This window comes from Chromobacterium haemolyticum (genome assembly GCF_002081825.1).
GTDB classification, from domain to species: Bacteria; Pseudomonadota; Gammaproteobacteria; order Burkholderiales; family Chromobacteriaceae; genus Chromobacterium; species Chromobacterium fluminis.
Genome location: NZ_MUKU01000003.1, coordinates 140,157 through 152,704, shown reverse-complemented (window position 1 = coordinate 152,704; position 12,548 = coordinate 140,157). Strand labels below are relative to the sequence as shown.

14 protein-coding genes are annotated in these 12,548 nt (G+C 63.6%); 3 read left to right on the top strand and 11 right to left on the bottom strand.

Annotated features, from left to right (window positions below; translation table 11 throughout):
- Nucleotides 1–30: 30 nt before the first annotated feature.
- The 6 genes from B0T39_RS02990 to B0T39_RS02965 form a co-directional block, all read right to left on the bottom strand.
- Complete coding sequence (locus B0T39_RS02990) at nucleotides 31–426, bottom strand: hypothetical protein (protein ID WP_081544736.1); 396 nt, start codon at nucleotides 424–426, stop codon at nucleotides 31–33.
- Between the two features lie 70 nt (nucleotides 427–496).
- Nucleotides 497–1,222: a metallophosphoesterase gene (locus tag B0T39_RS02985; protein WP_176219469.1), complete on the bottom strand. Its 726-nt coding sequence runs from the start codon at nucleotides 1,220–1,222 to the stop codon at nucleotides 497–499.
- Between the two features lie 131 nt (nucleotides 1,223–1,353).
- Nucleotides 1,354–2,019, bottom strand: a complete 666-nt coding sequence (locus B0T39_RS02980) for an HD domain-containing protein (protein WP_081544734.1) — start codon at nucleotides 2,017–2,019, stop codon at nucleotides 1,354–1,356.
- A 75-nt stretch (nucleotides 2,020–2,094) separates the two neighbouring features.
- On the bottom strand, nucleotides 2,095–3,021 hold the full coding sequence (locus B0T39_RS02975) for a pseudouridine-5'-phosphate glycosidase (RefSeq protein ID WP_081544733.1): 927 nt from the start codon (nucleotides 3,019–3,021) through the stop codon (nucleotides 2,095–2,097).
- A gap of 25 nt (nucleotides 3,022–3,046) precedes the next feature.
- Nucleotides 3,047–4,129, bottom strand: coding sequence for a PfkB family carbohydrate kinase (locus B0T39_RS02970; RefSeq protein ID WP_081544732.1), 1,083 nt, complete (start codon nucleotides 4,127–4,129; stop codon nucleotides 3,047–3,049).
- Between the two features lie 59 nt (nucleotides 4,130–4,188).
- Nucleotides 4,189–5,022 carry a GNAT family N-acetyltransferase gene (locus B0T39_RS02965; protein ID WP_081544731.1) on the bottom strand — a complete coding sequence of 278 codons (834 nt, stop codon included), beginning with the start codon at nucleotides 5,020–5,022 and terminating at the stop codon, nucleotides 4,189–4,191.
- Between the two features lie 170 nt (nucleotides 5,023–5,192).
- On the opposite strand from B0T39_RS02965, the gene B0T39_RS02960 reads away from it, so the two are divergent.
- On the top strand, nucleotides 5,193–5,381 hold the full coding sequence (locus B0T39_RS02960; RefSeq protein WP_166450753.1) for a putative motility protein: 189 nt from the start codon (nucleotides 5,193–5,195) through the stop codon (nucleotides 5,379–5,381).
- Nucleotides 5,382–5,570: 189 nt separating this feature from the next.
- Here the strand turns inward: B0T39_RS02960 and B0T39_RS02955 are convergent, their stop codons facing one another.
- From B0T39_RS02955 to trxB, 5 genes are all read right to left on the bottom strand, one after another.
- On the bottom strand, nucleotides 5,571–6,398 hold the full coding sequence (locus B0T39_RS02955; protein ID WP_254894478.1) for an alpha/beta hydrolase: 828 nt from the start codon (nucleotides 6,396–6,398) through the stop codon (nucleotides 5,571–5,573).
- A complete protein-coding gene (locus B0T39_RS02950) occupies nucleotides 6,398–7,801 on the bottom strand; it encodes a PhoH family protein (protein WP_043593601.1) in 1,404 nt (467 codons plus the stop codon). The genes B0T39_RS02955 and B0T39_RS02950 overlap by 1 nt, the downstream gene beginning before the upstream one ends.
- Nucleotides 7,802–7,858: 57 nt before the next feature.
- Nucleotides 7,859–8,311: a peroxiredoxin gene (locus B0T39_RS02945; RefSeq protein ID WP_081544728.1), complete on the bottom strand. Its 453-nt coding sequence runs from the start codon at nucleotides 8,309–8,311 to the stop codon at nucleotides 7,859–7,861.
- Nucleotides 8,312–8,409: 98 nt separating this feature from the next.
- Nucleotides 8,410–9,033: a Smr/MutS family protein gene (locus B0T39_RS02940; protein WP_081544727.1), complete on the bottom strand. Its 624-nt coding sequence runs from the start codon at nucleotides 9,031–9,033 to the stop codon at nucleotides 8,410–8,412.
- A gap of 4 nt (nucleotides 9,034–9,037) precedes the next feature.
- A complete protein-coding gene (gene trxB / locus B0T39_RS02935) occupies nucleotides 9,038–9,994 on the bottom strand; it encodes a thioredoxin-disulfide reductase (protein WP_081544726.1) in 957 nt (318 codons plus the stop codon).
- A 578-nt stretch (nucleotides 9,995–10,572) separates the two neighbouring features.
- Between trxB and tig the strand changes: the two genes are divergently transcribed.
- Together tig and clpP are read left to right on the top strand one after the other, a co-directional pair.
- Nucleotides 10,573–11,880, top strand: a complete 1,308-nt coding sequence (gene tig / locus B0T39_RS02930) for a trigger factor (RefSeq protein ID WP_081544725.1) — start codon at nucleotides 10,573–10,575, stop codon at nucleotides 11,878–11,880.
- A gap of 18 nt (nucleotides 11,881–11,898) precedes the next feature.
- A complete protein-coding gene (gene clpP / locus B0T39_RS02925) occupies nucleotides 11,899–12,531 on the top strand; it encodes an ATP-dependent Clp endopeptidase proteolytic subunit ClpP (RefSeq protein WP_081544724.1) in 633 nt (210 codons plus the stop codon).
- Nucleotides 12,532–12,548 lie beyond the last annotated feature (17 nt).

The window sequence follows — 12,548 nt, the reverse complement described above, 5'->3', positions numbered from 1 at the left end:
TGCGCTTCGGCGCTACGGCCTTGAACAGACTCAGGGCTGGCGGCGACCGGCGGCCTTCAACTCGCTCATCGCCGCCAAGACGCCGTCGGCCAGCGCCAGCATGCGCTGGCAGTCGGCCGCCTGCGGCAGGGAGGCGAAGTCCAGCGTTGGAGCCAAGGCCTGCAAGGCGCGGCGTGCGCTGGCGGCCACGTCGGCGGCCAGATTGAAGTCGCCGGGGGACAGCACCCGGCCATTGCGGATTTTCTTGTAGTACACGGCCGCCATCTGCGCGTATTGGACCGAGGTTTGCTGCGCGGCCAGGCTGGGCTCCAAAGCCTCCAGCAAGCTCATGATTTCGCGGCAAGCCTGTTCCGCAGCGTTCCAGCGCTTGTCCTGTTGCTGGCGTTGCTGCGCCTGGGGCTTGGTCGCGGCTTTCTTGCTGGCCATCTTGAACTCCTGGGATAAAAGACAGAGCGCCGCATTCTAGCCATCCCGGCCGCGGCGCGCCACCATCGCGCTATTCGTGCAGGTGGAAGCCTAGCAGGGCGTCATCTTCGCTGGGCAGCGACAGTTCGACGAAGTCGTTCAGGCAGAACAGGGTCAGTTTGCCGCCGTAGACGGCGCCGGTATCCAGGTTCAGCACATTGTCGAAGCGGGTGGCGCTGGTTTGCGGGGTATGGCCCACCAGCAGCAGATCCACGCCGCGCACGACGCCGCCGCGGCCATGCCGCGCGCGTTCCCGCGACCATAAGGTGACGTTGCGGCCTGTCTCCGGCAGCGTGCCGTTCGCGAGGCCGGAGGTCAGCGCCTCCCAGTCGTTGTCCGGGCAGTCGGCGTGCACCACGCCGATTTTGCCGCCATCCGCGGCGGCGATTTCAATGGCGTATGGCAGGCGCTGAAAAGCGGTCAGGCAGGCTTGCCGCTGAGGAGCCGGCAGCGTCAGCAACCAGGAGCCTCCGTTGTTGACGTGGCGGACTTCGGCTTGTTTGTCGCCCAGCAACGAGTCGATCGCCAGCTGTTCGTGATTGCCGCGCACCGCGTAGAACCATGGTTGCGCCAACCACTCCAGCACTGCTGCGCTGTCGGCGCCGCGATCTATCATGTCGCCAACCGACAGCAGGCGATCGCACTCGGGATTGAAGGCGGCCATTTTCAGCAGGCGCGATAATTGGCGGAAGCAACCGTGAATGTCGCCAACCGCCCAGTCTCGGCCTTGGATATTGCGTTGCAGCTTCAGAATCATGCTTGAACTCGGGGGTGGGGAGCGTTTATTTTGCGCCATGCCCATGGTTTTGTCATTGTGTTGATAGTTTCAAAACTAGAATTGTTTTGGTTTGACTATCAATGGCTTACCGAGTTCGGCATCGTCCGGGCTTAGCCGGTTCGCCAATCCTGGCAAAACTGCCGGCGGAAGTCGCGCAACCATTGTAGCCGCAGTTCCGCCATCTTTCTGCCGGCTTCTGTCTGCATCATGGCCGGCAATTTGGCGAGCTTGACCTCGATGTGGTCCAGCGCCCAGCGACGGTCATCCAGCTCGCGGGCCTCGCCCAGAGGGTCCAGCGGGTGGGCCAGCGCGGAGTCCATGCGCCCGGCGGTGTAGAACAGCCGCGCCAAGCCGACGGCGCCCAGCGCGTCCATGCGGTCGGCGTCCTGCACGATGCGAGCTTCCAGGCTTTGCGGCGGGATGGCGGCGCTGAAGCTGTGCGCCTCGATGGCGTGGGCGACGCCGTCCAGCCGGTCCGCCGGAAAGTCGCTGGCGGCCAGCAGCGCGCGGGCGCGCGCGGCGGCCTGGCGCGAGGCCAGATGGCGTTCCGGGTGGTTTTTCGGCAAGTTGACCAGATCGTGCAGATAACAGGCGGCCAGCACGGTCAGCGCGTCGGCGCCGGGGTGGGCGTCCAGCAACTGCCGGGCGCAAGCCCAGACGCGGTGGAAATGGTTCAGGTCGTGGGCGCCGTCGTCGTCGCCAGGCTGTTGTTGCAGCAGGTCGATCAGGCGGGCGCGCCAGACATCGATAGTCGCATTGGGGAGGGTGGCGTTCATGGCGGCGGCAAGGATTGGGGCAGGGGATTACAGCCCCAATCCGCGTTGCCGTCAAGCCGGCCATTTAACAGGTGTTTAGCCTGCGTTCATCTCGCAGTAGCGCGCGGCGATCGCCGAGGCCAGGCGGGCGTTGTTCAGCACCAGCTGGATGTTGGCGGCCAGGCTGTTGCCTCCGGTCAGCTCGCAGACGCGGGCCAGCAGAAAAGGGGTGGACTCCTTGCCGGCTACGCCTTGCTCCTCGGCTTCGCTCAGCGCCTGCTCAATGGCGGCGTCGATCTTGTCGCGCGGCATCGCGTACTGTTCCGGAATCGGGTTGGCCACCACCACGCCGCCGCGCAGTTCCAGGCTCCACTTGGCCTGCATCGCGGCAGCGATGTCGGCTGCCTCGTCCAGACGGTGGTCCAGTTTGAAGGCGCTGTCGCGGGTGAAGAAGGCCGGCAGATGGTCGCAGCGGTGGCCGATGACCGGCACGCCGTGGGTTTCCAGGTATTCCAGCGTCAGGCCCAGGTCCAGGATGGACTTGGCGCCGGCGCAAACCACGGCCACCGGAGTTTGCGCCAGCTCCTGCAGGTCGGCGGACACGTCGAAGCTGCGCTCGGCGCCGCGGTGCACGCCGCCGATGCCCCCGGTGGCGAACACGCGGATGCCGGCCATCGCGGCGATGATCATGGTGGAGGCCACGGTGGTGGCGCCGCTGCGCTTGCCGGCGACGATGAAGGGCAGGTCGCGGCGGCTGACCTTGGCGATGTCGCGGCCGCCCTTGCCCAGGTATTCGATCTCATCCGCGCTCAGGCCGGCTTTCAGACGGCCGTCTATGATGGCGATGGTGGCCGGCACCGCACCGTGGGCGCGAATTTCCGCTTCCACCTGCAACGCGGTTTCCACGTTCTGCGGATAGGGCATGCCGTGGGAGATGATGGTGGATTCCAGCGCCACCACCGGACGGTTGGCGGCGAGGGCGGCGGCAACTTCGGGATGGATGTCGAGATGGGCGTTGTGCATTGCGTGCTCCTTGTTGATGACGAGATCAGGCGTTCAGATAGGCGTCCACCGCCGCGCGCGACAGCGAGGGATTATTGGTGGCGGCGCAGGACAGCGTCAGCGCGGCGCAGCCGCGGGCAAAGCGCACGCTGTCCGCCAGCGACAATTCATTGAGCCAGCCCCAGGCGAGGCCGGCCATCAGCGCGTCGCCGGAGCCGGTGGTGTTGACGATGGCGCAGTCCGGCGCTTCCAGCCAGCCGTCTCCGGCTTCGCCGCTGTAATAGATGCCGGCGCCGGCCATGCTCAACACCACGCGGCACACGCCCTGGCCATGGAACCAGCGCGCCGCCTCCGGCGCGTGCTCCGCCCGCTCCAGCGGCAGGCCGGACAGCGCGGCGGCTTCCAGGCGATTGGGTTTCAGCGTGTGAATGCGGGGCAGCCAGGGGCGGATGCGTTCGGCCTTGAACGCGGACACCGGGTCGACGAACAGCGGCTTGTCGCCGCTTTCGGCGATCAGCCAGGCCAGCGCGTCCGAGCTCAGATTGGTGTCGGCCACCACCGCGCCGGCATGGCGCACCAGCTCGCGCTGCGCCTGCAAGCGCTCCGGCGTCAGCCGGTTGAGGATGTCCATGTCGTTGATGGCCAGCGCCATGTCGCCGTCGGCCTGCTGGATGGACAGATAGGTGGAGGTGGCGGCGTCCGGCAGCGTCAGACAGCCGCGGACGTCGACGCCGGCGCGCTGGGTGGCCTCCAGCAGCGAGCGACCGTGAATGTCGTCGCCCACCACCGATATCAGCCGGCAGTCGGCGCCCAGCCGCGCCAGGTTTTCCGCGACGTTGCGCGCCACACCGCCGGGCGAACAGCGCACCCGGCCGGGATTGGAGTCGCCGTGGCGCAGCGCGGCGGCGGCGCTGCCAACGATGTCCATATTGGCGCCGCCGACGGCGGCGATATAGCGCTGCTCGGCCAGGATGTAACCTTTGCCGCGGATGTGTCCCTTTTGCACCAGGTTCATGATGTGCCCGGCCACCGCCGAGCGGCTGATGCCCAGTTGATCCGCCAGCTCCTGCTGCGGGATCAGCGGATCCAGGCGCAGCAGTGAGAGGATTTGTTGCTCCCGCTCAGTCATCAAACATTTGTCCGTTTTGCAAACATTTGTTTGATGTTACGGCTTTGGCATGTTGCGGGTCAAGGGGGTCGCATTTCCCATTGCGATAACCACAGCTTAGCGCCGCAAGAATGCAGCAGACCGGCGCCGGCGGCGTCGTCTGAGTCGAGATTGTTGACGGCCAGCGCGGGAGCGGAGGTTTCCCGCTGCACGGCGGCCAGCAGCGAGCGGGCGACGCCTCGGCGCCGATGCGGCGGAGCCACCGCCAGTTCCGCGATATCGCCAGCGTCGGAATAAAGCGCGTAGCCCAGCAAATCGCCATCCTGTTTCGCCGCCAGCAATAGCAGCGGCGGCTGTGCGCGCTCAAGGCTGTCGCGGCTGTTGGGCACGGCGGGTTCGCTATGCAAAGGCCAGCGAGGCCAGAGCGAGCGATCCGTCGGCGCGCAGCGCCAGCCGGGCGCGGCATCCACGGCCAGTGCCTGTTCTATGCGGTAACAATCCAGTCGCCGGTGCGGGCGATAGCCGAGCCGTAGATAAGCAGCCATGGCCGCGGCGTTGTCGCTGATGACTTCCAGCCGCTGACGCTGGATGCCCCGGCTGGCCAGTCTTTGCTTGATTGCGGCGGCCATGGCCTGCAGCACGCCCTGGCGGCGCGCGTCGGGCCTGACGCCGGTGGCGATGCAATAGCCGATCGGGCCGGCCTCGTCGCAGTGCACGCCGGTCAGCCACAGACCGACGAGCGCGCCGTCACGCCAGGCGCCGACGCTCAGTTCCGGACGCCAGCCGCGTCGATGCAGCATGGCGGACAGTTGTTCTTCGTCTATTTTCATGGGCAGCAGATAGTCGCTGAACGCCAGCGTGAAGGCTTGATGGATGAGGGGAAAATCGATCAGGGACAGGCTGTGCAGGCGCATGGACGGGCTCGGGTAAATAGGGGTTGGGCTGATTATGCGCGGCGACGACGCGGCGTGGTCGGCGCTGTCGTGAATTGGATACAAAAGACAGAATTCAGCAATGACAGCTGACGACGATGCGACTAGACTATAGCCATGCGCATTGTGCGTGTTTCAAAGGGAGGCGAAGTATGGATGGATTGAGTCAGATCAGCGGGCAGGGCGTGTCCAACAGCATCCAGATCTACGCATTGAAAAAAGCCATGTCGGCGCAGTCGCAGTCGGCTTTGAGCTTGGTGCAAGGCGCGTCCGACACTATGGCGCAGGCCCAGGCCAGCAATCCGGCCCATCTGGGGCAGAACATCGATACCCGCGCTTGATCCGGCGCGGGAACTGAAAAAGCGGCCTAGGCCGCTTTTTTTATTGCGAGGTTTCAGAACCTGCTCACGATCTAGCGAGCTAAGGCGAAAAAAGCTGAGAAAGCCGAATGGTCAAGTGGTACATGCGCATTTCGAAGCTGTACTCACCATGCCGCGTCTCATGATGCGCAGCAGATAGTAAACTGGTTCTCAGGCGCTGAGCGCCTGATCCGAGTCTTCCGGGAATTGCCGCTCCAGCCAGTTAGCCAGCCATTCCGCCGCGCTCTCCCAGCGCGTGTCCAGCATCATCATATGGCCAAGATGGGGCAGGATGTCCGCCGCCACGTCCAGACGCCGCGCGGTGGCCACCACGTCTTCCGGCCCCACCAGTCGGTCTTCCGCCGCGCCCAGCACCAGCGCCGGCAGCCGCGCCAGCGGCCGGTTGGCCAGCGGGTTGACCAGGGTCATGTCCATCAGTGCGCGCTGACTTTCCTGTTGGCAACGGCTGATCAGCAGTTCCACCGCCGATTCGGGCGCGTCCGGCGACAGCAGCATGTCTTTCAGCTCGATGAACTCCGGATCGTACAGGCCGTGCTGGTACATATTGAGCTTGAGAAACAGCGCCGGCGCCTGCGTCAGCAACCGCAGGCTGGAGGAGGCGAGCCCGCCGGGCGGCACTGAGGCGAGCAAAGCCACGCCGGGCAGTTTGTGGCGGCTCAGATATTGCTGCGCCACGTAGCCGCCCATCGAATGGCCCACCATCACCGGCGCTGTCGACAATTGTTTGAGCGCGAAGTCCAGATTGCGCACATAGTCGTCGACGCCGATGGCGGCCAGGTAATCCCGACCCTCGCTGTCGCCGTGGCCTTCCAGGCTCAGCGCCCAGCAATCGTAGCCTTGCTGGGAGAACCAGGGCATGAAGTTTTCCCGCCAGCACCAGGCGCCGCAAAAGGCGCCGTGAACGAACAACAACGGCGGCGCAAGGCGCGCCGCCGTTGTGGCCGGGGCTTGATGAAGCAGCTCCAGGCGCGGGTGCATCACAGGACTTCTGCAGCGTGGTCGGCCAGCCGCGAGCGTTCGCCGCGCTGCAGGGTGATGTGGCCGGAATGGCCCCAGCCCTTGAAGCGGTCCACCACATAAGTCAGGCCGGAACTGCCCTCGGTCAGGTAAGGGGTGTCGATTTGCGAGATATTGCCCAGGCAGACCACCTTGGTGCCGGGGCCGGCGCGGGTGATTAGCGTCTTCATCTGCTTGGGCGTCAGGTTCTGCGCCTCGTCTATGATCAGGTATTTGTTGAGGAAGGTGCGACCGCGCATGAAGTTCAGCGATTTGACCTTGATGCGGGAGCGGATCAGGTCGCGGGTGGCGGCTCGGCCCCAGTCGCCGCCGTCGTCGTCGCTTTTGTTGAGCACGTCCAGATTGTCCTCCAGTGCGCCCATCCAGGGCGCCATCTTTTCCTCTTCGGTGCCCGGCAGGAAGCCGATGTCCTCGCCCACCGGCACGGTGACCCGGGTCATGATGATTTCGGAGTACAGCTTCTGCTCCAGCGTCATCGCCAGGCCGGCGGCCAGCGTCAGCAGCGTCTTGCCGGTGCCGGCCTGACCCAGCAGGGTGATGAAGTCCACCTCCGGATCCATCAGCAGGTTGAGGGCGAAGTTCTGCTCGCGGTTGCGAGCGGTGATGCCCCAGACATTGTTTTTGTGGTGGCTGTAGTCCTTCAACGTCTGCAGCACCGCGGTCTTGCCTTCCACCTGGGTTACCCGCGCTTGCAGCGGCTGGGCGCCCTCCTGCCACAGCATCTGGTTGACGTAGAGGTTCTGGCCGTCCGGGCCCTTGACCTGGTAGTAACTGCGGCCCTGTTCCTGCCAGGATTTCATGTCCTTGCCGTTGCGCTCCCAGAAGCTCTCGTCGATCTCGCGGGTGCCGGTGTAGAGCAGGTCGGTGTCTTCCAGCACCTTGTCGTTGAAATAGTCTTCCGCGTCCAGGCCCAGCGCGCGGGCCTTGATGCGCATATTGATGTCTTTGGATACCAGGATCACCGAGCGGCCCTGCTGCAGTTCCTTCAGCGCCATCACGATGCCGAGGATCTGATTGTCGGCCTTGCCCACCGGCAGCGACGGCGGCAGCACGCTGTGTATCGCCTGAGTCTGCAGGATCAGCTTGCCGGTGGCGGCGTCGCGGCTGGCGTTCTTCAGCGGAATGCCGGATTCGATTTTGGCTTCGGCGCCGCTGACGATCTCATCGAGGAAACGGCTGGCTTGGCGCGCATTGCGCGCCACTTCGGACATGCCCTTCTTGTGGGTGTCCAATTCTTCCAGCGTGATGATGGGGATGAACACATCGTGTTCTTCGAAACGATACAAGCAGGTGGGGTCGTGCAGCAGCACGTTGGTGTCGAGAACAAACAGCTTGCTGGCGCTGATTTTTTTGCGGCTGGCCATAATGATCCCCTGGTTTTATCGCGGGGCGGTCCGGTGGCCGGCCGCCCCGACGCGGTTTTAGAGCGTCTTAACGAAGTCCAGCACCGCCGCGGCGTGGCCGGGCACTTTGACGCCGCGCCATTCGCGCGCGATGTCGCCGTTCCCGTCAATCACGAAGGTGCTGCGTTCAATGCCTCTGACTTGTTTGCCATACATATTCTTCATCTTGATGACGCCAAACAAATTGCAGATGGTCTCCTCTGTGTCGGACAGCAGTTCAAACGGCAGCTCCAACTTGGCCTTGAAATTTTCATGGGATTTCAGGCCGTCGCGGGAAATGCCGACGATGGCGGCCCCGGCGGCGGCGAATTCGGCATGGAGGTCGCGGAAGTCTATGCTTTCATTGGTGCAGCCGGGGGTGTTGTCTTTGGGGTAGAAGTAGATCACCAGCGGTTTGGGGCTGGAGGACAGCTGAAACGAGGCGCCGGCGGTGCCGGGCAGGGTGAAGTCGGGGCAAGCAGTGCCGGACATGCAGTAACTCCTGTGGTGGAACTGGGTGGTGCGTCCGCCTTATTTTGAGATTAGCGGATTCCCGCCCGGTTAGACAATGGGAATGGGTAACGAAATTTTCACGGCGCGTGTTCGCGCCGCAGCAGCACCAGAAGCGCGCCGGCGCCGCCCATGGTTTCGCCGGCCTCGCAGAAGGCCAGTACGTCGGGGTGGTGCTTGAGCCAGGCGCGCACCATGCGTTTGAGCACCGGCTGGCCGTTGGAGCCGAAACCCTTGCCGTGTATCACCCGCACGCAGGGGCCGTGGCGCCGCGCCTGGTGCAGGAACAAGGCCAGCGCATCCTGTGCCTGGTAGCGGTCGCAGCCGTGCAGGTCGAGCTGGCGGCAGACCGGCCAGAAGCCTGCGCGCAGCTTTTTCAGCGTGGCGGAGGGCATGCCGGGCCGGGCGAAATGGGCGTCGATCTCGGCTGGTTCGAACCAGCCCACCATCTGCTGCAGCAAGGCCTGTTGCACCGCTTCCGATGTCTGGCCGTGCTGATGGCGCCGGCGCGGATGTGGGCTGGGCTTGGGGCGAGGGCTGGCATGTCGGTCGTCCGGCTTCACGGGCTTGACGTCGCGGAACAACTGGCGGAAATCCGGTTCTGGTTCGGCCGGCGGCGCGGCGGAAACGGAAGCGCCAGCAGGCGCGCGTGAGTCGCGCACCTGCTGGCGCAGGCCTTGCAAGGCTTTCTTGAAGGCTTTCAAGCGTTTACTTCAGGCTGTCCAGATAGCGTTCCGCGTCCAGGGCGGCCTGGCAGCCGGAGGCCGCGCTGGTCACCGCCTGGCGGTAGATGTGGTCCTGCACGTCGCCGGCGGCGAACACGCCCGCCGCGCTGGTGGCGGTGGCGTTGCCCTCGCGGCCGCTCTTGGTGATCAGGTAGCCGGTGCCGTCCATTTCCAGCTGGCCTTTGAAGATTTCGGTGTTGGGCTGATGGCCGATGGCGACAAACAGGCCCATCACCTTGATCTCTTCCGTGGCGCCGTCCTGCATCGATTTCAGGCGCAGGCCGGTGACGCCGGAGTTGTCGCCCAGCACTTCGTCCAGGGTGGCGTTCAGCTTCAGGCTGATCTTGCCTTCCTTGACGCGGTCCATCAGCTTGTCGATCAGGATTTTCTCGGCGCGGAAGGTGTCGCGGCGATGGATCAGGGTTACGTGCTTGGCGATATTGGCCAGGTACAGCGCCTCTTCCACCGCGGTGTTGCCGCCGCCGATCACCGCCACGTCCTGGTTGCGATAGAAGAAGCCGTCGCAGGTGGCGCAGGCGGACACGCCCTTGCCCTTGAAGGCCTCTTCGGACGCCAGGCCCAGGTATTTGGCCGAAGCGCCGGTGGCGATGATCAACGCGTCGCAGGTGTATTCGCCGGCGTCGCCCACCAGGCGGATCGGCTTTTCGTGCAGATGGGTGGTGTGGATGTGGTCGAACAGGATTTCGGTGCCGAAGCGCTCAGCGTGTTGCTGAAAGCGCTGCATCAATTCCGGGCCCATCACGCCGGCGGCGTCCGCGGGCCAGTTGTCCACGTCGGTGGTGGTCATCAGCTGGCCGCCTTGCGCCAGGCCGGTGACCAGCACAGGCTTCAGGTTGGCGCGCGCCGCGTAAACGGCGGCGGTGTAGCCGGCGGGGCCGGAGCCAAGAATCAGCAGGGGGCTGTGGCGAGTCGTGGTCATGATGTTTTCCTGTGTGAGAAGCGGTAAGAGAGCCGATGGCGTCGGTCCGGGGCGGAGTGCTTGGAGCCGCGAATGCGCCGTTCAGTTCTGAAGTATGGAGCCAAGCCGACGGAATCCAAGTTCCGGACACCCGCCGACGTCGGCCGCGCCTGCGCGGCGACGACCGTTTCGGCTGACAATATACAAGAGCGGAGGGGCAAGGTTAAGGGTCGGCGTGATTGGAATATTCAACATTGCTGATTGAAATCCTTTATCACCCGTCCAGACCGTCCTATCGGCCGGGCTTGGTTCAGATCAAAATCATTTGCGCATTCACGCGTTGATTCAAAAGCTTGCCGTTTTTCGGGGCGCAGTCATGCCGGAATCCGCGGCGGGGCTAGGCCCGCTTGGCCTGCAGCGGCCGCGTGGCGGCTACTTGCCAGCGCCGGCTGCGTGCTATACTGTCCGCTTTCGCGTTGGGTGCGTGGTGTAACTCCGCGCAGCGCCACTCAAGGTGAGGCAATGTCCGTCGAGTCTGCCAATCCGTGGCGTCGTACCGTCCCAGATGACTAAACCTGTCACACACTTAAGGATTTAACATGCAAGTACAGCTGGAAACATTGAGCAATCTTGAGCGCCGCATGAATATCGCCCTGCCGATGGCGGCTATCGATACGCAAGTGGCCGAGCGCCTGAAGCGCGTAGCCCGCAACGCCAAGATTCAAGGTTTCCGCCCGGGCAAGGCTCCGCTGAAGATCGTGGAAATGAACTACGGCGCCCAGGTGCGTGAAGAAGTGATGGGTGAACAGGTTCAACAGGGTTTCTACTCCGCCGTGAGCGAGCAGAAGCTGCGCGTTGCAGGTTACCCGCGCTTCGAGCCGGTAGCCGCCGGCGACGACAAGGAAAACTTCAAGTTCGCAGCCACTTTCGAGATTTACCCGGAAGTGAAGGTAGGCGAACTGGCCGGCAAGGAAGTGGAAAAGCCGCTGACTCCGGTGACCGACGCCGAAATCGAGAAAACCATCGATATCCTGCGCAAGCAGCGCACCCGCTACAACCGCGTTGAGCGCGAAGCCGCCACCGGCGACCGCGTGATCATCGACTTCAAGGGCGCCATCGATGGCGTGGCCTTCGAAGGCGGCTCTTCCGAGAACTTCCCGTTCGTGCTGGGCCAAGGCCAGATGCTGGCCGAGTTTGAAGCGGGCGTTGCCGGCATGAAGGAAGGCGACATCAAGAGCGTGGAAGTGAGCTTCCCCGAGGATTACCACGGCAAGGACGTAGCCGGCAAAACCGCCGTGTTCGAAATCCTGCTGAAGAATGTGGCTGAAGCCGTGCTGCCGGAAGTGAACGAAGAGTTCGCCAAGCTGCTGGGCATCGCCGACGGCGACGTTGAGAAAATGCGCGCTGAAATCCGCAAGAACGTGGAACGCGAAGTGAAGCGCCGTCTGCAGGCCCGCACCAAGGAAAACGTGATGCAGGCGCTGTTGGACTCCACCGAAATCGAACTGCCGAAAGCCCTGGTCAGCCTGGAAATCGGCCGTCTGGTCGAGCAAGCTCGTCGCGACATGCAGCAACGCGGCATGAACGTCAAAGACATGCCGTTCCCGCCGGAACTGTTTGCTCAGCAAGCCGAGCGCCGCGTGGCTCTGGGCCTGATTCTGTCCGAAGTCGTGGAATCCAACAAGCTGGAAGCCAAGCAGGACCAAGTCAAGGCCATGATCACCGAGTTTGCCGACAGCTACGAAGATCCGGCTGAAGTGCTGACCTGGTACTACGCCAGCCCGGACCGCCTGGAAGGCCCGACTTCCATGGTGCTGGAAGATAATGTGGTTGAATTTGTGCTGTCCAAGGCCAATGTTGTAGAGAAAGAACTGTCCTTCGACGCCCTGATGGGCAACAACGCCTGATAACAGCTGGAGTGGCCGATGAAATCGATGATGGAACCTCAAAGTCTGGGCCTTGTGCCCATGGTGGTGGAACAAAGCGGCCGCGGCGAGCGCGCGTATGACATCTACTCGCGTCTGCTGAAGGAGCGCATCGTGTTCCTGGTGGGCCCTGTCACGGATGAGTCGGCCAACCTGGTTGTGGCGCAGATGTTGTTCCTTGAATCGGAAAATCCGGACAAGGATATTCACTTCTACATCAACTCGCCGGGTGGGTCGATTACCGCGGGCATGTCCATTTACGACACGATGAACTTCATCAAGCCGGATGTTTCCACCTTGTGCATCGGCCAGGCCGCCAGCATGGGCGCCTTCCTGCTCGCCGCTGGCGCGCCGGGCAAGCGCTTCGCGCTGGCCAACAGCCGGGTGATGATTCACCAGCCGCTGCTGTACGGCGGCGGCCTGTCCGGCCAGGTCACCGATATTGAGATTCACGCTCGCGAACTGGTCAAGGTCAAGGCCAAGATGAACGAGTTGCTGGCCAAACACAGCGGTCAGCAGCTGGAGCGGGTGATGGCCGACACCGAGCGCGACAACTTCATGTCCGCCGACGAGGCACAGGCCTACGGCTTGATCGATAAAGTGCTGACGTCCCACAAGGACGTGAAAGCTTAAGGAGTGATGGAATCCGC

Coding starts and splice junctions, on each gene's coding strand:
- B0T39_RS02955 (WP_254894478.1), bottom strand. CDS start 6,398: ATGCACCCGCGCCTGGAGCTGCTTCATCAAGCCCCGGCCACAACGGCG.
- B0T39_RS02960 (WP_166450753.1), top strand. CDS start 5,193: ATGGATGGATTGAGTCAGATCAGCGGGCAGGGCGTGTCCAACAGCATC.
- B0T39_RS02950 (WP_043593601.1), bottom strand. CDS start 7,801: ATGGCCAGCCGCAAAAAAATCAGCGCCAGCAAGCTGTTTGTTCTCGAC.
- B0T39_RS02980 (WP_081544734.1), bottom strand. CDS start 2,019: ATGAACGCCACCCTCCCCAATGCGACTATCGATGTCTGGCGCGCCCGC.
- B0T39_RS02945 (WP_081544728.1), bottom strand. CDS start 8,311: ATGTCCGGCACTGCTTGCCCCGACTTCACCCTGCCCGGCACCGCCGGC.
- B0T39_RS02970 (WP_081544732.1), bottom strand. CDS start 4,129: ATGACTGAGCGGGAGCAACAAATCCTCTCACTGCTGCGCCTGGATCCG.
- clpP (WP_081544724.1), top strand. CDS start 11,899: ATGAAATCGATGATGGAACCTCAAAGTCTGGGCCTTGTGCCCATGGTG.
- trxB (WP_081544726.1), bottom strand. CDS start 9,994: ATGACCACGACTCGCCACAGCCCCCTGCTGATTCTTGGCTCCGGCCCC.
- B0T39_RS02985 (WP_176219469.1), bottom strand. CDS start 1,222: ATGATTCTGAAGCTGCAACGCAATATCCAAGGCCGAGACTGGGCGGTT.
- B0T39_RS02975 (WP_081544733.1), bottom strand. CDS start 3,021: ATGCACAACGCCCATCTCGACATCCATCCCGAAGTTGCCGCCGCCCTC.
- tig (WP_081544725.1), top strand. CDS start 10,573: ATGCAAGTACAGCTGGAAACATTGAGCAATCTTGAGCGCCGCATGAAT.
- B0T39_RS02965 (WP_081544731.1), bottom strand. CDS start 5,022: ATGCGCCTGCACAGCCTGTCCCTGATCGATTTTCCCCTCATCCATCAA.
- B0T39_RS02990 (WP_081544736.1), bottom strand. CDS start 426: ATGGCCAGCAAGAAAGCCGCGACCAAGCCCCAGGCGCAGCAACGCCAG.